General features: G+C 47.6%; 15 protein-coding genes. 14 read left to right on the top strand and 1 reads right to left on the bottom strand.

Annotated elements, in window-relative coordinates:
• Position 1 precedes the first annotated feature (1 nt).
• The 8 genes from pgsA to AB4111_RS08160 all read left to right on the top strand — a co-directional run bounded on the left by pgsA (position 2) and on the right by AB4111_RS08160 (position 9,826).
• A complete protein-coding gene (gene pgsA, locus AB4111_RS08195) occupies positions 2-541 on the top strand; it encodes a CDP-diacylglycerol--glycerol-3-phosphate 3-phosphatidyltransferase (protein ID WP_339303341.1) in 540 nt (179 codons plus the stop codon).
• A gap of 191 nt (positions 542-732) precedes the next feature.
• Positions 733-3,402, top strand: a complete 2,670-nt coding sequence (locus AB4111_RS08190) for a LuxR C-terminal-related transcriptional regulator (RefSeq protein WP_442031113.1) — start codon at positions 733-735, stop codon at positions 3,400-3,402.
• A 135-nt stretch (positions 3,403-3,537) separates the two neighbouring features.
• Positions 3,538-5,610, top strand: coding sequence for an S-layer homology domain-containing protein (locus tag AB4111_RS08185; protein WP_442031112.1), 2,073 nt, complete (start codon positions 3,538-3,540; stop codon positions 5,608-5,610).
• 157 nt (positions 5,611-5,767) lie between these two features.
• Positions 5,768-6,193 (top strand): GNAT family N-acetyltransferase, encoded by a 426-nt coding sequence (locus tag AB4111_RS08180; protein ID WP_442031111.1) that lies wholly within the window; start codon positions 5,768-5,770, stop codon positions 6,191-6,193.
• 40 nt (positions 6,194-6,233) lie between these two features.
• Positions 6,234-6,668, top strand: a complete 435-nt coding sequence (locus AB4111_RS08175) for a GNAT family N-acetyltransferase (RefSeq protein ID WP_442031110.1) — start codon at positions 6,234-6,236, stop codon at positions 6,666-6,668.
• 108 nt (positions 6,669-6,776) lie between these two features.
• Positions 6,777-7,199, top strand: a complete 423-nt coding sequence (locus tag AB4111_RS08170) for a hypothetical protein (RefSeq protein ID WP_442031109.1) — start codon at positions 6,777-6,779, stop codon at positions 7,197-7,199.
• 177 nt (positions 7,200-7,376) lie between these two features.
• Positions 7,377-8,597, top strand: coding sequence for an RtcB family protein (locus tag AB4111_RS08165; RefSeq protein WP_442031108.1), 1,221 nt, complete (start codon positions 7,377-7,379; stop codon positions 8,595-8,597).
• 50 nt (positions 8,598-8,647) lie between these two features.
• Entirely contained in the window at positions 8,648-9,826 is a 1,179-nt protein-coding gene (locus AB4111_RS08160) for a DUF4272 domain-containing protein (RefSeq protein WP_442031107.1), read from the top strand.
• Between the two features lie 92 nt (positions 9,827-9,918).
• On the opposite strand, the gene AB4111_RS08155 is transcribed toward AB4111_RS08160, so the two are convergent.
• Positions 9,919-10,959 carry a LacI family DNA-binding transcriptional regulator gene (locus tag AB4111_RS08155; protein ID WP_442031601.1) on the bottom strand — a complete coding sequence of 347 codons (1,041 nt, stop codon included), beginning with the start codon at positions 10,957-10,959 and terminating at the stop codon, positions 9,919-9,921.
• Between the two features lie 528 nt (positions 10,960-11,487).
• Between AB4111_RS08155 and AB4111_RS08150 the strand changes: the two genes are divergently transcribed.
• From AB4111_RS08150 to AB4111_RS08125, 6 genes are all read left to right on the top strand, one after another.
• Complete coding sequence (locus AB4111_RS08150; RefSeq protein ID WP_442031106.1) at positions 11,488-12,870, top strand: ABC transporter substrate-binding protein; 1,383 nt, start codon at positions 11,488-11,490, stop codon at positions 12,868-12,870.
• A gap of 123 nt (positions 12,871-12,993) precedes the next feature.
• A complete protein-coding gene (locus AB4111_RS08145; protein ID WP_442031105.1) occupies positions 12,994-15,921 on the top strand; it encodes an extracellular solute-binding protein in 2,928 nt (975 codons plus the stop codon).
• 75 nt (positions 15,922-15,996) lie between these two features.
• Positions 15,997-16,908: a carbohydrate ABC transporter permease gene (locus AB4111_RS08140; protein WP_442031600.1), complete on the top strand. Its 912-nt coding sequence runs from the start codon at positions 15,997-15,999 to the stop codon at positions 16,906-16,908.
• 2 nt (positions 16,909-16,910) lie between these two features.
• Positions 16,911-17,774 (top strand): carbohydrate ABC transporter permease, encoded by an 864-nt coding sequence (locus AB4111_RS08135; protein WP_017689719.1) that lies wholly within the window; start codon positions 16,911-16,913, stop codon positions 17,772-17,774.
• A gap of 11 nt (positions 17,775-17,785) precedes the next feature.
• The gene (locus AB4111_RS08130) at positions 17,786-19,252 is read left to right on the top strand and encodes a gluconolactonase (protein WP_442031104.1); all 1,467 of its coding nucleotides are present in this window, start codon (positions 17,786-17,788) and stop codon (positions 19,250-19,252) included.
• Positions 19,233-19,853, top strand: a complete 621-nt coding sequence (locus AB4111_RS08125) for a YIP1 family protein (RefSeq protein WP_442031103.1) — start codon at positions 19,233-19,235, stop codon at positions 19,851-19,853. The genes AB4111_RS08130 and AB4111_RS08125 overlap by 20 nt, the downstream gene beginning before the upstream one ends.
• Positions 19,854-19,858 lie beyond the last annotated feature (5 nt).

Here is a 19,858-nt window from a genome sequence, read left to right as displayed (position 1 = left end):
AATGAATCTGGCAAATAAAATCACATTGGCTAGAATTGCGTTGATTCCATTGTTTATGATCTGTTTCCTTAATCAGCATAGCTTGATGTTTGCACTAGTTATATTTGCAGTAGCGGCAGGTACGGATAAACTGGATGGATATGTAGCGAGAAAATATAATCAAATCACGAATCTGGGGAAGCTTCTTGATCCGCTGGCAGATAAACTGTTGATTGCGGTAGCGTTAATCCTGATGGTTCAGGAGAATATGATCAGTTCATGGATTGCTGTAATCATTATTGGGCGTGAAATAGTCATTACAGCGTTACGAATGGTAGCAACAGAGCAGGGTATTGCTCTTGCAGCCGATCGATATGGCAAGATCAAAATGGTGCTTCAGGTGGCAGCGATCATTGCAATTTTGTTGAATAATGTTCCGTTCAGTTTGCTGACTGAGGTGCGGGTTGATGTAATTCTATTGTGGCTGGCAGCAGGTGTTACGCTGTTATCGGGATTGAATTATATTGTAGTGAACTATAAGTTGCTTCAGACAGGAAAATAGAAGAGCCAATCGGATAATGGTTCGATAATCCCAATGTTACCCTGTACACAATGTACAGGGTTTGTTTGTCGTTGATTTCCGTTCAAAAATATGTGGGGCATAGTCATGGTTCCTTGTATACTTAGAGTATCTGAATGTACATATAATGAATCGGAAAAAAGTGCACCATGGTGCTGATTCAGGAGGATCTCATGCAACAGGAACATACCGCTGGTCACCACGGAGACTGGCTTCAATTTATGATTTTAACAACTAAACTGGAACTTCCACCTTTGCCAGCGGACACAATGGACCGTCCACGGCTAAGTTTGCAACACAAAGAATTGTTCCAATCCAAAGTCACGTTGTTGACTGCCCCGGCGGGTTCAGGGAAGTCAACACTTTTAGGTAGCTGGGTGAGAAGTGAAGCTGTTCATGCAGCCTGCGTCTGCCTGGATGATAAAGATCAGGACCCGCTTCAATTTTGGCTCTACATTATTCATGCACTGGATCGAGTCAATAAGGGTCTCTGCGGGGATATACTGCCACATTTTTTGCAACGGTACCCGGTAGATCCCAGGTCGGCATTGATATTATTGCTGAACCGTGTTGCCCAGACCAATCAACATGCGCTGCTCATTCTGGATGACTATCATGCAGTTACTCAGCCGGAGATTCATGATCAGATGCAATACTTTATTGAAAATCTTCCCCTTTCCATTCATCTAGTCCTGTCTACTCGCACATATCCTCCGTTCATGCTTGAAAAGATGCGTCTGAGAGGTGAGTTGAAGCAATTTACGCTTCAGGAACTGGCATTTACGCCAGAAGAGGGCATTGAATTTTGCCAAGAGATCATGCACTTGGATATTACCGGGGGAGATGCGAGTGGATGGGTACAGCAGACAGAGGGTTGGGCTGCCGGATTAAAGCTGCTCGCTTTATCTCACGCATGGGGTGGAAACGCTTTGGTCAGCCCTATGAATTCAATATCCTCACCTCTGTCTCGTGAAGATCATGGAACAACTGGCGAGAGGACGATTTCGGATTACCTGCTTGAAGAGGTATTCCAGCGTCAGTCACCGGAAATGCAGCAATTTCTTCTCCGAACAGCGATCACGAGAAGAATGAACAGCAGTCTATGTCAGGTATTAAGTGATATGCAGGAAGCTCCACAATTGTTAAGGCAACTGGAGAAGGAGCATCTTTTTCTTGTTCCACTTGATCGGGAAGCACACTGGTATCGTTATCATCATTTGTTCTCTGCATTTCTAAAGCGTGAGCTGGATCGTTGTGGCACAGAACAAGTAAATGAATTACATGCTCTTGCTGCAGATTGGTATGAGCAACAAGGGTACACGGCTGAAGCGTTGGATCATTATATTCTCGGACAGCATATGCAGGATGCAGCGAGACTGCTTGAAGAGTTGTTTGCCCATTTTATTATGGGAGAGTGGTGGACGCTCCGGCGATACTTTGATGTTGTACCACTGGAGATCGTGAAATCACGTCCGAAATTATATATGTCTTATCTGTTCCTTGTTGCACGTGAAATGCCTTATGGACAGATGGTGAAGCAACTTAATGAACTGGAACATGTGATCCGGGTGCATCTTCAAGGTCGCCTTGAACCTGAGATTATCGGATATTTATTGCAAGTTATATGTGTAATGCGAGCTTATATGGCCTATCTGAACAGAGATTTGGAGGGGTTGGCTCATTATTTGGTGTCCTATATTGATCAGGGATATCCCGATGATATTGCCTTTCAGTATATGGACTATGACCGGAGAGAAAGCATGCGCCTGCGCAGCTTTCATGGTGTTAATGGCTACTTGAGGCGTGGGGAAGCTTGCTTTGGAGCGATTACGGAACGTTGGTATGCTGAACATGCCTACGTGACGTCCTATTACGGTGTTGGATATGGTGAGATTTTAATGGAACAGGATCGAATTGCAGAAGCGATAAGTTATGCGGACCGAGCGCTTGAAGTGGCTTTGCAGATCAAGGTGGCTGCGTTGCTCGTTCCTGCGTATGTACTCAAGTCCAGACTTGAACTTACACTGGGCAGACCTGAGGAAGGCTTGAAACTGCTTCAGCAGGTCTCGGGTTTATTATCTGTGAAGGATATGGAATACTGGCAACCTGCACTGTCAGCGCATCAACACCGAATTTTAATTGAAATGAGTCCGGTGGAGTCGTCCCATACGATTCTGGCTAAGCCTGCAAACGAAGGAGATGTAGCTGCTGAGATCAGCTGTGATCAGATCTTCCGATCCATGGTTCGCATACGTGCAATGATCATTCTTGAGCAGTATGATCATGCACGAGAGGAACTGAGACGAATCCGTAAACAGGCTGAAGAACGGGACTTGCTTGCTGAACAGGTAGAGTGTGCTCTGCTAGAGTCAATCATGCTGCAAAAGCAGGCACTTACAGATGCCAGTGTTGTGGCGTTATCCCGTGCTCTGGTGCTGGGAGGACCCGAAGGGTATATCCGTTCATTTGTTGCTGAAGATGAACAGATGAAGCAGCTGCTACAGGGATACATGTCTCTGCGTCGCACGAAGGCAATACACGATGATGGTGTGAAAATGGCTTATGTGAAACAGTTATTGTCTGCTTTTGCAAGAGACAAACGATTGAGAGGCCTCTCATCTGTAGGAGAGGCAAAGCTGGATACAAAGGAAGTGGGACTCAGCCCGATGGAGCAAAAAATATTCGGTCACATCGCTGAGGGCCTGACCAGCAAACAGATTGCTGCCGAGTTTGGCATCTCACCCGGAACCGTTAATACACACATTCGCCGAGTGTTCGCGAAGCTGGGTGCGAGTAGTCGTACTCATGCTGTACAAATTGCGGAGCAGCGGGGATTGTTATGATGTAGTGAAACGATGTCTACTCTTTTGTAGACTGTTTTCAAGTTAAGGTCTCTCCTACAATGAAAATAATCAAATAACCCTGACGAGTCTTTGCTGACACCAGAGTTATGTTCACGTGGGAGGTAACGTTAAGAGATGTCAACACGAATATCCAAACGAAAAGTTCATACGAAAAATAAGATCCGTAAGGTCTCTCCTTATTGGGCAGCCCTTCTGTCTTTATCCGTCATTACGGTTCCCGGGACAGTGCATGCAGCGACCGATGCGGTAAGCATTCGTGATTTGCAGCAGGCAGCACCGTGGGCCAAGCAAGCCATTGAAAGGGCTGCCGAGCAACAGATGATTCTGGCGGACAAAGCAGGGAATTTCAACCCGAGTGCAACGTTAACAAGAGGCGACCTTGCGTATACGCTGGCTCAACTATTGGAGATGGACGTGCTGTCGTCAGTCCAGCTTCCAGATCTGTTATTCAGGGATCTGGATCCTAACGCTGAGAATGGTTCCTATATTCATGCACTTCGATTGGCGGGAATTATGAATGGTTATCCCGATGGAACGTTTCGTCCAGCCGGTCTGGTAACAAGGGAAGAGCTGGCCACGACGATTATTCGGGCTCTGAAGGCTAAAGGATATGATGAAACATTAAATTTGACCAAAGAGTTGTCTTTTAAGGATACTTCCGACATCAGTAACTGGGCTTTGCCAAGTGTACAACAGGCTGTTGAATTGGGAATCTTGAAAGGGGACAATGGAAACTTTGCGCCGAAGCGTTCTACTTCCAGACAGGAAATGGCCGTGATCGCATTACGCACAACTGAAGTTATTCAAGAGCTTGATGAAGCTGCGAATCAAGGGGGCACCAACTCGGAATCCAATCCTGATGAGCCAGGAAAGGGAATTGAGGTGCAGGGTACAACTTCAGGCGGCAATAACGCAGGGAACGGTATAGGGAACGCGAACAGTAATGCCGGGGTGACACCAGGGAATGGAACTGGAAGTACGGGTGGAGGAGGTGGATCTGCGCCAACCACTCCAACGAATCCTTCCACTCCGTCCAATCCAGGTACGGGGAACAGGGCGCCACTCGTTAGTAGTGGCGGTTTGCCTGATCAGGAACTTACACTAGATCATGCCGCATTGGACTTGAACGTCTCGACGTATTTTAGTGATCCAGATGGGGATGAATTGCAATTCAGTGTAATAACCGGAGATGCAACCATTGTTTCCTCTACTGTCGTAGAAAAAGTGATTCGACTTGTACCTCAAGCTGCTGGAGAAACATTGCTGACAATCAAAGCTGTTGACGTCAAAGGTGCCAGTGTCACAGCACAACTCAAGGTTAAGGTACAGCCCAACACGATAAGTCGTCAATTCCCTGATCCATATTTGGCTGGAGCTATTGCATATTGGTTGCAAAAGGATGTAAATGATCCACTGACCAAAGATGAATTGGTGGAAGCACTCATTCAAACCAATGGAGGGTTGTATGCGAGGGATGCGGGCATTTCCGATCTGACAGGTGTCGAGATATTCAAAGGGCTGAACGTAACTGAAATCGACCTTTCCGGAAATGAAATAAGCAAAGCGGATGCCTCTGGGTTCGATAGACTGAATTGGCTTGATTTATCCGGTAACGAACTGACGCAGATTAATGTTACAGGATTGAATCAGCTGGAGTATCTGAAACTCGCGAATAATCGACTTGCTTTATTGGATGTGAGCGGACTAGATTCCTTACAAGAACTGGATATGAACAGTAATGAGCTTGTTCATTTACCCGTTGGAATTGCTGGATTGTCTGATCTGCAATACCTGGATGTGAGTAACAATCCCATAACACTGAGAGAAGAGCCTGACTTCGCACTGCATCACACGTTGCTGCAACGTTTGGACAGGTATGACTTCGATGATGCTTCTCCTGTATTGGTAGAGGCACCTGCGGGTAATACCGCTTATGTTTATGGAGATGAGGTTGAGATTGACCTGTCCTTTATGTTTGAAGATGAAGATGACGCTAGATCAACTCTCACACTACAGGCTGACTCCCCTGATCCACAACTGGCAGATGTCAGAATGATTGGACAGAAGCTATACGTTACTGCACTGGGAACGAGTAGTGAGCCTATTCGGATTGAGGTGATAGCTACCGACCCTCTGGGCAGAATTGGTGTAGGTCACGTGTACGTTGATCTGAGAGGATTAGAGTAGCGTATTTTATAACAGCATATGTGAACTAATGCAAGTTACATCAGCGTGCCTTCCTGTACAGAAGGTGCGTTTTTTTTATTTTGTAAGGGATAACTTTATGTTAAAATATGCAAGAAATAAATGAGGCTGTGAGTAATGACGATAGGGGGAGAAGAGGATGTCCCAAATAAATATCAATCCAAGTACTTCAGAGGATTCAGAGTATGTTCGCCAGCAACTTATCGCATTTAATGCTGCACATGTGAGCGAGGAATTAAGGCATCGTTACGAAGAATTGAATTTCAATATCAAAAATGAGACCGGCAAGATTGTCGCAGGTGTGCTTAGTACACTTTGCTGGAACTGGCTGGAGGTTGATATTCTATGGGTGGATTCTGAACAGCGGCATCGTGGATATGGTTCACAGTTGTTGCTTGAAGTTGAGCGAATTGCACGAGAGAAATCTTGTGATTTTGTCATGTTAAATACCTTCTCCTATCAAGCACCGGGATTTTACAAGAAGCATGGCTACCAAATAATCACAACGATCGAGAATGCACCGACTGGACACAGTCATTATTATTTTAAGAAGGACCTCACGTAAGACAACCTACGCGAAATAAGACCAAATCAGGAGGATAACAATGATTACCATTAAAGGAATCGAACTTGAAGACTTACCGGCACTAAGCCAGCTATACAATGAGTTGATGGGAATGCCTACCAATGAGCAGCAGATGAAAAAGATGTTCCAATACATACAGCAGAACGGTCATTATCATGTGCTTGGGGCATTTTACAATGGCAAACTGGTTGGGTCTGTTATGGGAATTGAGTGTATGGATCTGGTGGGTCCATGCAAACCGTTCATGGTTGTGGAGAATGTGATTGTATCGGATCAGGTACGCAGGCAGGGCATTGGGCAGAGATTAATGCTCCAGATTGAGCGAATTGCCAAAGATCTGGGTTGTGGTTACATGATTCTGGTGTCTGGCGATCAGCGCAAGGAAGCGCATATATTTTATGAGAAGCTGGGTTTCAAGGATGAGAAGGTTCAGGGTTACCGGAAGCATTTTTAAATATCCAAGCGGATGAAAATTTCTTACACAAGTGGAAGGATTACTTAAGGAACATAGCGAATAAGGCATAGTCTTAACAAATGAAACGAATAAGAGGGAGGCACTCTCGTGCTCAAAAAATGGGCTAATGTTTTCATGATTCTGAGCCTGGTATTCGCCGTATGTTCCCCAACCTCTTATGCTGCTGCCAAAACGGTTAAGGTAACCGTGACGTTGGTGAGCGCAGAGCTTGTCGAGAACAACTCTGTCGGTAATGAATGGGCCATCGGAGCAAGTGTGAACGGCAAAGATCTGGAAGAGGGTTCATCGGTCACCTTAAATCTGAAGTCTACAGGTACGTTGAAACTGGAGGCTATCGCTGAAGAACAGGACAAAATTCCCGATTACGGGAGTAAAAGTACCAACGTCAAACTATCTTCGTTCTCCAAATCAACCAATAAGACGCTTTCCGTAGTGGTGACCGAGAACAGAGGTCGATATTCTGGTAACACAGCGACCTGGGCGTTCAAGTTTAAGATTAGTAAGAGGTGAATAGTTACCGACCGTGAGAAAAGGGAGCCGAGCTCTCTTTTTTTTATGTGTAGATAATTGGTGATCTGAAGGATGAAAACGTTTCGAGCTACGCTGATCTTTGTTAAACTAATGAAAGTAATAGACAAAAATTGAAGATGAAATATTCAAAATAATACATAGGAGGTTAACACAATTATGCGTATCGTAGATAACATTAAAGTCTGGGGGGAGCCGCTGGAGAACGCCGTAAGTCAGGCGGTGACTTGTTCGCAATATGGAGATGTCTTGGGTGTGGCTCTGATGGCCGACCACCACAAAGGTTACTCGCAACCCATCGGTGGTGTTGTCGCTTATCGGAATATGATCAGTCCGTCAGGTGTCGGATATGATATTGCCTGTGGCAACAAGGCTGTGCGCACCAATCTGATGTGGGATGATATTCGGGATCAGATTGTGACGATTATGGATGACATCAATTCGACCATATCTTTCGGCGTGGGTCGTAACAACCCAACACCCGTGGATCATGAACTGTTCGACGACGGGAGCTGGAAGCTATTTGATACCATTGAACCAGGATTACAACATAAGCTGAAGACACTCGCACGCAACCAACTCGGAACCGTAGGCAGTGGCAATCATTTCGTGGATATTTTTGTAGAAGAGGCTACGGGAAAGGTGTGGATCGCGAATCATTTTGGTAGCCGCGGTTTCGGTCACAAAGTGGCGAGTGGGTTCCTTAACCTGGCCGCAGGACGTCAGTTCAGTGGCAAAGCTCCGGGCGAATCCATGGATCAACCGCCTACGTTGTTTGACCTGAACAGCGAAATGGGTGATATGTATTGGGATGGAATGACTTTGGCGGGCAGATACGCCTATGCAGGACGTGATTATGTCATTGAACAGGTACTCGGAATTCTCGGGGCAAGTGCTGAATATGCCGTACATAATCATCACAACTTTGCCTGGAGGGAACAGCATATGGGTGAAGAGGTCGTCGTGGTTCGCAAAGGCGCAACACCCCTGGCACCCGGGCAGCTCGGTTTTGTCGGAGGCAGTATGGGGGATATCTCGGTGATTGTGGAGGGGATCCACAGCGAAGAGAATACCGAGTCATTCCGCAGCACCGTTCATGGGGCAGGGCGCACGATGAGCCGAACCCAGGCGGCTGGCAAAATGAATTACAAGCTGCGCACACGCATGGGCGGCGAGATTAGCGAAGCACAGATGCATGAGGCGATTCGTGCCTATGGTGTCGAGCTGCGGGGAGCGGGCACAGACGAAAGTCCGTTTGTGTATAAGAAACTGCAAGATGTACTGAACGCCCATGCGAATACACTGAAAATCAACCATGTGCTGCGTCCCGTTGGTGTTGCCATGGCCGGAGGTAATGAATTCGATCCATACAAGGATTAGTCATATATGTTCAACTGAACATTTACACGATAACGGAGAGGGTGAACTTCATGAGAAATTGTGCGATATACAGCTCTCAGTTTGATCTGGATCAGCTGTTTGAAGTGATTCAATCCATTTATCCTGAGGGTACGATTAAACGCCGGGAAGACAAGACTCATATTCTAGTGACTCAGAAGAAATGGCTCAGTAAGAAAACAAAAGGCTTCAATATCATGACCAGCCAGACACATCCTGAGGAATTTACGACCATGATTCAGGGGATGCTTGGATTTTTGAGTCAGATTGAGGGGCGCAATGCTTCGCTCCAGGAAAAGGTATTGATCAAATGTTCCACACTGAACATGGTGGTTGGTATTGAGACGGAAGAGGATATATCGGAAGAATTCTTCGGCGAGTTGCTGCGCTTGGCGGATGCTCTGGATGCCGTCATTTTCTGGGGAGGTGGATCTTTGCTGAATGCTCAAGGTCAGCTATTGCTGGACGTGAATGGAGAGTCTGAGGTGGAGGATTACACGGTGACAGCGCACACCAGTTTCCTGGACGATGCTAGAACCCAGTCAGAGTCTGCAATTCAACGTAAAGCCCGTTCAGAGCAACGGTTGACGGAACAAGGCATTCCGTATAATGCGAACTTGCCTGCAAGGGCCGGAGAAGAGCACACTACAATTCGGAGTAAAGAGGAAGTCACGCGCCGTGCGGTTGCTTTGTGTCTTGCCGCGCTTAAGGGAGAGTGTCTGGGAGCAGGCGAAAGCGCGGAAGATACTGCAGCTCTGGTTCAGGAAGTGATCGACAAGTATGAGGCTGAATCCTTTTTCTCACCCGTAGAGAAGAGGTTTATCGACCAGCACGGAGCAGAGCAGCAGGAGATCATCTCCTTCTCTTGGGGATATGAAGCGTACCACGTGATGTTGTGGGCGCTTGGTTATGTGAAGGAACTGGGTGCACCAACGGAGTTGTGTAACGTAGGGAAGGATGTCGGTTATTTGCAACAGAAGGATCGTTTTACCGACTTTCTCTCCAATGCATCTCTGCGTAGCAAGAGCGAAATTCTGGATGAAGCAGACCTGATCTACCGTTATAACTGGGTGTGTGTGGATAGTCGTGTGAATGACAGAACACCTCCCGCTGGCTTGAATGGTGGAGTGGCTTATGAACGTCACCGTGCTTTGAACTGGCTGATCTGTTATCTGGATCAGGCGTGGGATGATGTGCGTACAGATACGTAGGATGGAATGATCCAGAGTTGTATCCTAAACGAAACACAAATACCCTCAGACCCGTCATCTCATTGACGGGTTTGAGGGTATTTCGTCTGCTTTTATCCACTATGCCTGCTGAACTGTTCACGAATAATGACGTCAGCAAGAATTAATTTTTTCTCGACGTTACTTTCTGGATTCGCAATGCGCCATAACATCTGATCCACTGCACGCGCACCGAGCAATTCCTTGTTCACATTAACAGTAGCCAGTAATGGGATATTGTCGTATAGATTATCAAATCCCGTGACAACACACTGATCGGGTACACGAATCCCCATACTTTCAAGGGCTTCTATGGTATATAGCCCATAGAAATCATTCGCACATACAAACACTTCAGGCAGGTTATCCTCATGAATCACCGAAGTGAACGTCTGGCGGAACTCATCCAATGCCTGATTACTCAGCTCGGGAATCTGATGTATTTCCATCCCATGACCCGTGAGAACAGAAGTATAAGCAATCCAGCGTTCATAGAAGCTGTGAGCATCACTGGTATTGCCAACGAACTGGAATGTTTTGAAGCCTTTGCGGAGCAAATAGAGCATGATCTCTCGCATGGATGCAAAGTTATCGGTGAATATGCTATCACTGTGAAAAACAGGGTCCAGATGATCAACCATGACAACCGGAATACTGAGCCGCTTGATTTCAAGCAGAATCGGAGTCGAGATCGAGCCAACGGTAATGATTCCACGAATGGCATCCGGGTTGAGCAGGGTGAATAGCTGGTCTGCTGAGGGTTCCGTTAGGGTCAGAATATTAATCCCTTTTTGATTCAGCTTGGAAGAGATCCCGTTAAAGACGGGTCCCCAGTATACGGAGTCCTGATTTTGGTACCGAACATTGGGAAACAAAATCAATATCGTCCCACTTGATCGTGTGCTCTTCAGATCCTGAAGAGATTCATGGCTGTTATACAGTTCGCCAGACAACATGCTGTTATCTTTGAAATACCCAAGTTTGCCAGCAGCCTTGAGAATGACATCTCTCGTCTGATCGCTAACGCCCGATTTTCCAGACAAAGCTCGTGACACCGCGAATTTCGACAAACCCGTAAAATGTGCAATCTCCTGAATTGTTACCTTCGTCTTCATCATACCATCCTTACACTCGTAGTTCTGCCGTATTCCTTATTCGGAGCGATATCCAACTGATCCTAGTATAGCATGATGTATTTCTCTTAATCTAATAACGGACAAAGAATTCAGAATGTTAATGATGCACAGCAATTTAGGATAAAAGTTCACCGTGACGGTAAGCACATTTTCAGATAGAATGACGAATTTTGTCTTTTTAAATTATTATTTTGTTATTTTTAAAAAATAACAAAATAACGTAATGTGTTCTTTGTTTTAATAAGGGTGTACTTAGGTTTGGGGATGCTGAATAGGCTGTAGTACAGGAATATTTAAGATTAATCAGCATTTTATCAGAATAATTAGAAAATGTTAACAACAAAAATGTTGACGCTTACATTTTGCTGTGTTAAATTTTGTTTGTCAAAAACAAACAAGAAAATAACAAATGGTGGTGGTTCTTCATTTTCGATTGGTTGATGAATGGGGTTAACGATTAAGGGTGGACCATGATTGGTATACACATTCGGGGAGGTTGTTAAAATCATGATTAGAAGATGGAATGTTCTACCTCTGATGTTATTGGCCGTGATACTTTTTGTATCCGCTTGCAGTGGTGGGGGGACAGCGCAGACGGGGACCGAAGCAGACGGAACAACGAACTCAGGCAACAGCACCGAAGTCGCTGAGACAGAGAAAGAGGGCGGAGCGGAGGAAGCTGTGGTTAATGTTCCTGATCTGGGTGGACGTGTCATTAAGGTCGCGGCCTGGTGGGACTTGAAACCGGCGGGAGAGACAGCCTCCGATAAGGCCAGACTCGATAAAATTGCAGAGGTCGAGAAGAAATACAACGTAAAACTGGAATTCGTCAACGTGCCTTTCGAAGAATACATGAACAAATTCACAACGTCTGCACTGGCTGGCGAGCCGTTCGCCGACATCGTTCAGATGGAATACAAATCCGCACTACCTGCCATCCTCAAAGGGCAACTGTTGCCCATCTCCGAATTCACCACACCTGAGAATAACATCAACCAAGAGGCTAACCTGATTACAAAGTTTCCTGCTATTGCAGGCAATGAATATGCCTTCGAATCACCAACCAGCATTGGTCTGGGACTTCACTATAACCGAGACTTGTTTAAGAAACTGTCATTACCTGATCCTCAAGAACTGTATAACCAAGGCGAATGGGATTGGGACAAATTCATGGAACTCGCCAAACAGGCAACCAAAGATACCAATAACGACGGAAAAATTGACGTATACGGATTTTCTGGCTGGGCGCTTGATGTCGTTCGTCATTTTACCGCTGCCAATGGTGGAACGATCGTGGATGATGAACATAGCAAAGAAGGATTGTCCGATCCGAAAACGATTGAAGCTGCCGAATTCGTCAAAAGACTGTACAACGTGGAAAATGTCGTGAAGGTCAAAACCGGCGACAAAACCAATTGGGAGGAAAGCAATACCTTTAAGGATGGAGACGTAGCCCTGTTCACCGCAGCCGAATGGCAGTTGGGCGATCTCACCTTTGCTGTCGGTGTTGTGCCGATTCCGAACGGGCCACAAGGTAGCAAAGAGGTCACCTATGCAAACAACGCGGCATCGGCGAAATTCATTCCAAAAGGTGTGGAGGATCCGAAGATCGTCTACCAAATCTATGAAGAGACCTTCGATATCCCTCAGATCGAAGAGTATCCAGGTCAGGACTATCTGGAGAGTCGTTATACCGACGAGAAGGATATTGCCATCATTCGCGAGCACATCGCTGGAACAGGCCGCATCTTGCTGGATGATGCCTACACGGGGTACCCTTTCGGGGATTATGTGAACGATATCATCAAAAACAATGCTTCCGTGACGGCAACAGCGGAGAAATATAAAGCACAGGCACAAGATGCCATTGATAAACTCGGCAAACAATAAGAACTTATCACCAGCAAACGATTCAGGCAGGGGCTCGTGTCGGCAACGTTGCACGTAGCCCCTTTTTACTGAACCACCAAATCGGCTTTGCTGGCATCAGCCTTGATGAGGAGGACTCGTAGGATGGCTGGAATTCTACAACGTAAGACATGGATATGGTCCACAGTGATCATCGTGGCAGCAGCCTGCATCATTCTATATGTAACTTCCGGCGTTGATGGGAAGAGTGCAGACGTTCCACCTGACAGTCTACCTGCCATTGAAGTGGATGCGATCTTGCAGCAGACCCGGCAGAAGAAGGGATACGAACAGTATCGCTCTGGAACAGGCCAGGCTTCACAGCCAAGTGTGGACATCATCATTGAAGCGGGAGATTACATAAGAGCCGAAGGTGAGGACGTCCGCCAACTGACCGACTATGAGGGAATGGATGGCATATCTCTCCATACCGGAGAGACCGGACAAGTTGATTGGACCATTAACGTGCCAGAGACCGGGCTGTATAACCTGTCCGCAATCTATTATCCCGTTGAAGGCAAGAGCTCGGCTATTGAGCGTGCATTGTACATTGACGATGAACTTCCTTTTGCGGAAGCCGCCTATTTGCAGTTTGATCGGGTATGGGCGAATCAGAAAGATGTCGTAGAGCAGGACAATCAAGGCAATGATCTACGCCCGAGACAAGTGGAGCAACCACGCTGGATGGAAGAAACGTTTCAGGACTCAGACGGGTACGAACAGGTTCCATTCAAGTTTTATTTGGAAAAAGGGGAACATACGCTAACGCTAAAATCCTCGCGTGAACCCATGGTGATCCGGTCCATTCGTCTTTTCAATGAGAAGACAGCCGTCCCTTACGCAGAGACTGCGGGTGCACAACAGTCGAATTCCTCTGGGCAACCGAAGGATGTACTTATTCGCATTGAAGGAGAAGCTGCTGTTGCCAAATCTTCACCTACGTTATACCCGACGAGCGAAAGATCAAGTTCTGCGGTATCTCCTTACAGCGCTTCCCAGGTGCGCATTAATACGATTGGCGGCTTTAACTGGCGTCTGCCAGGACAATGGATTGAATGGGAAGTGGATGTACCGGAGAGCGGACTGTATCATATCAGTTTTACCGCACAGCAGAATTTTGTCAAAGGCATCTATTCTACACGCAAACTGACCATTGACGGTGAAGTTCCGTTTGCAGAGATGGCCAAAGCACCTTTTCGTTATCAAAGTGACTATCGCATTGACGTCATGGGCGGCAAGGAAGCATACAAGTTTCAATTGGAAAAAGGAAAACATGTGCTGCGGCTGGAGAACAGCCTAGGTGATTTTGCGCCCCTCATCCGAAATGTGGAGGACAGTCTGTACAACCTGAACTCCATGTACCGGCGCATTCTGATGATTACAGGCACCAAACCCGATGAATTCCGGGATTACCGGGTGGAGAAGCAGATCCCGAACCTGCTGGAAGTGTTCAGCGGAGAAAGTAAAAGACTCAAAGACGTGGCCGCACAGCTTCGTCTCCTGTCAGGACAGTCCAGCGATCAGGAAGCGCTGATCAAGACGATGGCGCTGCAACTGGACGAGATGATTGACAAGCCAGATACCATTCCAAGGCGGCTCGCGGCATACAAAACCAACACAGGGGGGCTCGGCACATGGGTGCAGCAGGCACGAGAGCAGCCCCTTGAGATCGACGCACTGTACGTCACTTCGATCGACCAAAATATTCGGGGAACAGGGATGGGGCCACTCGCGAAGCTCGGCCATGAGGCGAAGATATTCTATCATTCGTTCTTCATTGATTATAACCAGATCGGCAATGTAGCTACATCGGAAGATCAGCGCACCGTAACCGTCTGGATTGGTAGCGGACGGGATCAGGCGAACACGATGAAAGCCATGATTGACAAGACCTTCACACCAGACAGTGGCATTAACGTGAATCTGAAGCTGGTCAACATGGGAACCTTGCTGCCAGCAACCTTGTCCGGTGAAGGGCCGGATGTTGCGATGCAGATCGGCAATGATCTGCCCGTGAACTTTGCGATGCGGAATTCGGCTGTAGATCTGACGCAATTCAGTGATTACAGCACCGTGGAACAGGAGTTCAGGGAAAGTGCAATCGTGCCGTATGCCTATGATTCAGGCGTATATGCCCTGCCAGAAACACAGACCTTTAACATGTTGTTTTACCGTAAAGACGTGCTGGAAGAACTCGGGCTTGAAGTGCCTCAGAACTGGGAGGATGTCGAGGCTCTGCTCGCGATTCTGAGCAAGCATCATATGGAATTTGGCATGCCGATTGTAACCCAGGCCAATATGCAGGGGGTCAATATTCCGCCCAACTCCCAGTATGCCACGATGCTGCTTCAGAACGGAGGCGCCTTCTATCGGAACGATGACAAGGAATCGGATCTGGATTCCCGGATCGGGATCGAGACGTTCAAGCGGTGGACGGAGTTCTATACCGATTACAAGCTGGAGCGGGAATATGATTTTGCCAACCGTTTCCGGACAGGACAGATGCCTATTGGGTTAACGGATTACACCATGTACAACCAGTTGTCCGTATTTGCACCGGAGATTCGAGGATTATGGGGATTCGTTCCTGTACCGGGAACCGTTCAAGCGGATGGAACCTTGAATCGGGACGTACCCGGTGGAGGTAGCGCAGTCATGATGCTGGAGGGTGCCAAGGATCAGGATGCGGCGTGGGCGTTCATGAAATGGTGGACCAGTACACCGATTCAGGCGGAATTCGGACGAGAGATGGAAGGGCTGATGGGTGCCGCTGCCCGTTATCCAACGGCCAACATCAAGGCACTGGATTCCCTGCCGTGGCCTGCGGAGGATTACGCCAATCTGAAGGCACAATTCGAAACCGTGAAGGGCATTCCCGAAGTACCTGGTGGTTATTTTACAGGCCGCCATCTGTTCAATGCATTTTACAAAACCGTTGTTGGCCAAGTGGAAGCCAGGGAATCCATCATGGATTATACCCAATATATTCAGGACGAAATTCGAGTGAAGCGTAATGAATTTGGTCTTCCGTAAGCAGAGGGAGGGTTAACCGTGCCACAAATATCATTCCGAGACGGACAAAACAGTCCTCCTGAGAAAGCGTCAAGGATGGGCATGAAATCGTGGTGGAGCTGGAAGCTCCAGGAAATGAAGGCCAGCAAACATTCCTATGTTCTGCTTGCACCTTATATGCTCCTGTTCCTCATGTTTACCGTGATTCCGGTTGTCATCTCGATCATACTCAGCTTCACCTACTTTAACATGCTGGAATTTCCACGTTTCATTGGCTGGCAGAACTATACTCGCCTGTTTCTGGAGGATGATGTATTCCTGATTGCGATCAAGAATACGCTGCTGTTTGCCATCATTACCGGACCGATCAGTTACATTGCTTGCTTCGTCTTCGCGTGGATCATTAATGAGTTAACACCGAAATGGAGAGCGTTCATGACGCTGATCTTCTACGCGCCCTCCATCTCGGGCAATGTGTATTTTATCTGGCTGATGATTTTCTCGGGAGATCGTTATGGCATTGCCAATGGGCAGCTGATCAAATGGGGCTTTTTGCTGGAACCGATCCAGTGGCTGAAGACAGAAGCCTACATTATGCCCATCCTCATTCTCGTGCAGTTGTGGTTGAGTCTCGGAACTGGATTTCTGGCGTTTATCGCCGGTTTGCAGACTGTGGATCGGACGTTATATGAAGCGGGTGCGGTGGATGGGATCAAAAATCGCTGGCAGGAGCTATGGTACATTACCCTGCCTTCGATGCGACCACAGCTCATGTTTGGCGCAGTTATTCAGCTTACAACCTCGTTTGCCGTGGCTGATGTGTCGATTGCACTGGCCGGGTTCCCAAGCGTGAACTATGCGGCAGAGACGGTAGTCACCCACTTGATCGACTTTGGTACAACGCGGTTTGAGATGGGATACGCATCGGCGATTGCGACCGTGCTGTTCATGATCATGGTGGGCACCAACTTGCTGGTACAGAAACTGCTTCGAAGGGTGGGAGAATAGCTATGGCTGCAATTGCGACAGGCAAAAAGCGGGTGAATCGCTCGTTATCGGGAAGTCTCTCCCTGTTTGCCCTTCTGCTCGTATTTGGTGCCTTCATGGTGCTGCCACTGATCTATGCGATCAACAATGCATTCAAACCATTGGATGAGATTTTCACCTTTCCGCCAACGCTGTTTGTCAAAAATCCCACGTTCAGCAACTTTACAGATCTGCTGAATCTGCTGAGTGACTCGTGGGTGCCGTTTTCACGCTATATATTCAACACGGTATTTATTACAGGCATCGGAATTGTAGGCCATGTGCTGCTTGCTTCTGCAGCAGCCTACCCACTTGCCAAGCACAAGTTTCCAGGTAAAGTATTCATGTTCCAAGTGGTCGTACTGTCACTGATGTTCACACCTGCGGTGACGGCCATTCCGAACTATATGATCATGTCATGGCTCGGATGGATTGACACGTACTGGGCTGTTATCATCCCGGCATTTGCCTATTCACTCGGGTTGTACCTGATGAAACAGTTCATGGAGCAGATCCCGGATGCACTGCTGGAAGCAGCCAAGATTGATGGTGCCAGTGAATACCGGATCTTTTGGTCCATCGTTATGCCTAATGTGAAGCCAGCCTGGCTGACATTGATCATACTGCTGTTCCAGATGTTATGGGGCAGTGATGGCAATGGATACATCTACAGCGAGCAGCTCAAGACCCTGCATTATGCAGCAGGTCAGATTATTCAGGGCGGAATATCCCGGGCAGGAGCCGGTGCTGCGGTAGCACTGATTTTGATGAGTGTGCCGATCACGCTATTTATTTTCTCTCAGAGTCGAATCATTGAGACGATGGCGAGCTCGGGCATGAAGGATTAAGGGGGAACGATATGGCACGCACAGTGAAAAGATGGCTTGTTCTCCTGGCGGCAGTATCTCTGCTGCTGGTGAATGCCGTGCCTGCGGCGGCCTCCCCGGCGCCGTATGAGAGTTATAACTACAACTACTGGAAAGAGGCTGTTCCTTCACCAGATGCTTATCTGCCCGAGCGCACCATTTCAGGCCGTGACCTCGGCATTAGTGAGTTCAAAGACCCCGGTGATGTGAACGTTTCTCCGTCCGGGTTGATCTACATTTTGGATAGTGGCAACAATCGAATTGTCGTCTTGGACCCGGAATTTAAGCTGCTGCGCGTTATCGATGGATTCATGACAGAGGGCAGCAAAGAGAGCTTTAATCTTCCAGGCGGATTGTTTGTGGATGAAGAAGAACGCCTCTACATCGCCGATACGGGCAACAGTCGAGTGGTTGTTTTGGATGGAGAAGGGAGGCTGCTTCATACCATAACCAAGCCTGAGTCGGATATTCTGTCGACCCAATTCCAGTTCCAGCCTTTGAAACTAACGGTGGACCATGTAGGTCGCGTGTATGTTGTGGCGCAGGGGGTCTACGAAGGCATTATGCAATTTGACGAGAATGGGACATTTATCGGATACGTCGGTACCAACAAAGTGGAGCGGGACTACGGCGAATATATCTGGCGCATGTTATCCACCAAAGCCCAGCGTGCACAGATGGTCCTGTTTGTTCCAACGGAGTTCTCCAATGCGGACATCGATCACAAAGGATTCGTGTATGCGACGAATATTGATCCAGGTTCGAATGAACCGATCAAACGCCTTAACCCGTCTGGCGAAGATGTACTGAAGCGGTTTGGGTATTATGACGTCAAAGGTGATATCCGGTTCCGCAACAATCCCGGTCCATCCAAACTGATTGATGTGAAAGTACTGGGCGACGGCATGTACAGTGTACTGGATGCGACACAGAACCGGGTGTTCACGTATGACGATGAAGGTCATCTGCTCTACATATACGGTGGCAAAGGAAATCAGATAGGCACGCTCAAAACGCCAGTCGCGATTGAACAATCGGGTGAGCACCACTTGGTTCTGGACCGGGGGAAGAACAATCTTGTTGTCTATGAGCCAACCCGTTTTGGTACCCGTGTGAATGAAGCGGTGGCACTCCACTATCGGGGCGAGGACACGGAAGCCGTGAATATATGGAGAGAAGTGCTGAAGCTGGATGCCAACTATGACATCGCCTATATCGGTATCGGCAAGTCCCTATTAATGGAGAAGAAAAACGAGGAGGCGCTGGGTTACTTCGAACTTGGGATGGATCGCAAGAGTTATTCTGTCGCGTTCAAGAGGCATCGGCGAGAGATGATGAAGGAACATTTTGGTACATTCCTGACGGCTGTAATCGCGCTGATTGTCTTTCTGATCCTGACCCGGGTGGCGGCTAAATGGAGACGGAGGAGGCAGGTCGATCGTGAAGCAGGATTTCATTAAGTTTCCGCTGCATCTCATTTTTCACCCCATTGATGCATTCTGGGACCTCAAGTCGGATAACCGGGGACGGCTGCTTGTTGCTTTGGCAGCACTCGCGCTTACCATTGTCATGATGATTTTGCAAAAGCAGTACGCAGGCTTTCTCGTCAATTACATCGATCCCCGCACGATTAACAGCATCATTGAGATCGCCACAGTTGCGGTGCCGTTCTTTCTATGGTGCTTGGCCAATTGGGCAGTAACGACCTTGATGGAAGGCGAGGGCAAATTCAGGGAAATCGTTCTGGCGACAGGATATTCGCTCATTCCGGTTATTCTGGTCTATGCCCCGATGATCGTGATTAGCAGGTTCATGGTGCAGGAGGAGACTGCTTTTTATTATCTGTTCAATAGCATCGCGTTTTTCTGGTTTGTACTGCTTCTGTTCATTGGCATGATGACGGTACACCAGTACACGGTGTTTAAAACAATCGTTACGATGGTGCTGACACTCATTGTGATGGGCATTATTGTATTCCTTGGCGCACTGGTCTTCAGCATGCTGCAACAGTTGTACGAATTCGGTTATAACATCTACCGCGAGTTGATTTTTCGGACCTAAAGGAG

Source organism: Paenibacillus sp. 2KB_22, from assembly GCF_052115745.1.
In the GTDB taxonomy this organism is placed as follows: domain Bacteria; phylum Bacillota; class Bacilli; order Paenibacillales; family Paenibacillaceae; genus Paenibacillus.
This window is presented reverse-complemented; position numbering and strand designations above follow the sequence as displayed.

What these genes read in the sequence shown, in the direction of transcription:
- pgsA (WP_339303341.1), top strand. Translation starts at nt 2, where the DNA reads ATGAATCTGGCAAATAAAATCACATTGGCTAGAATTGCGTTGATTCCA.
- AB4111_RS08185 (WP_442031112.1), top strand. Translation starts at nt 3,538, where the DNA reads ATGTCAACACGAATATCCAAACGAAAAGTTCATACGAAAAATAAGATC.
- AB4111_RS08130 (WP_442031104.1), top strand. Translation starts at nt 17,786, where the DNA reads ATGGCACGCACAGTGAAAAGATGGCTTGTTCTCCTGGCGGCAGTATCT.
- AB4111_RS08180 (WP_442031111.1), top strand. Translation starts at nt 5,768, where the DNA reads ATGTCCCAAATAAATATCAATCCAAGTACTTCAGAGGATTCAGAGTAT.
- AB4111_RS08160 (WP_442031107.1), top strand. Translation starts at nt 8,648, where the DNA reads ATGAGAAATTGTGCGATATACAGCTCTCAGTTTGATCTGGATCAGCTG.
- AB4111_RS08190 (WP_442031113.1), top strand. Translation starts at nt 733, where the DNA reads ATGCAACAGGAACATACCGCTGGTCACCACGGAGACTGGCTTCAATTT.
- AB4111_RS08150 (WP_442031106.1), top strand. Translation starts at nt 11,488, where the DNA reads ATGATTAGAAGATGGAATGTTCTACCTCTGATGTTATTGGCCGTGATA.
- AB4111_RS08140 (WP_442031600.1), top strand. Translation starts at nt 15,997, where the DNA reads ATGGGCATGAAATCGTGGTGGAGCTGGAAGCTCCAGGAAATGAAGGCC.
- AB4111_RS08175 (WP_442031110.1), top strand. Translation starts at nt 6,234, where the DNA reads ATGATTACCATTAAAGGAATCGAACTTGAAGACTTACCGGCACTAAGC.
- AB4111_RS08155 (WP_442031601.1), bottom strand. Translation starts at nt 10,959, where the DNA reads ATGAAGACGAAGGTAACAATTCAGGAGATTGCACATTTTACGGGTTTG.
- AB4111_RS08135 (WP_017689719.1), top strand. Translation starts at nt 16,911, where the DNA reads ATGGCTGCAATTGCGACAGGCAAAAAGCGGGTGAATCGCTCGTTATCG.
- AB4111_RS08165 (WP_442031108.1), top strand. Translation starts at nt 7,377, where the DNA reads ATGCGTATCGTAGATAACATTAAAGTCTGGGGGGAGCCGCTGGAGAAC.
- AB4111_RS08145 (WP_442031105.1), top strand. Translation starts at nt 12,994, where the DNA reads ATGGCTGGAATTCTACAACGTAAGACATGGATATGGTCCACAGTGATC.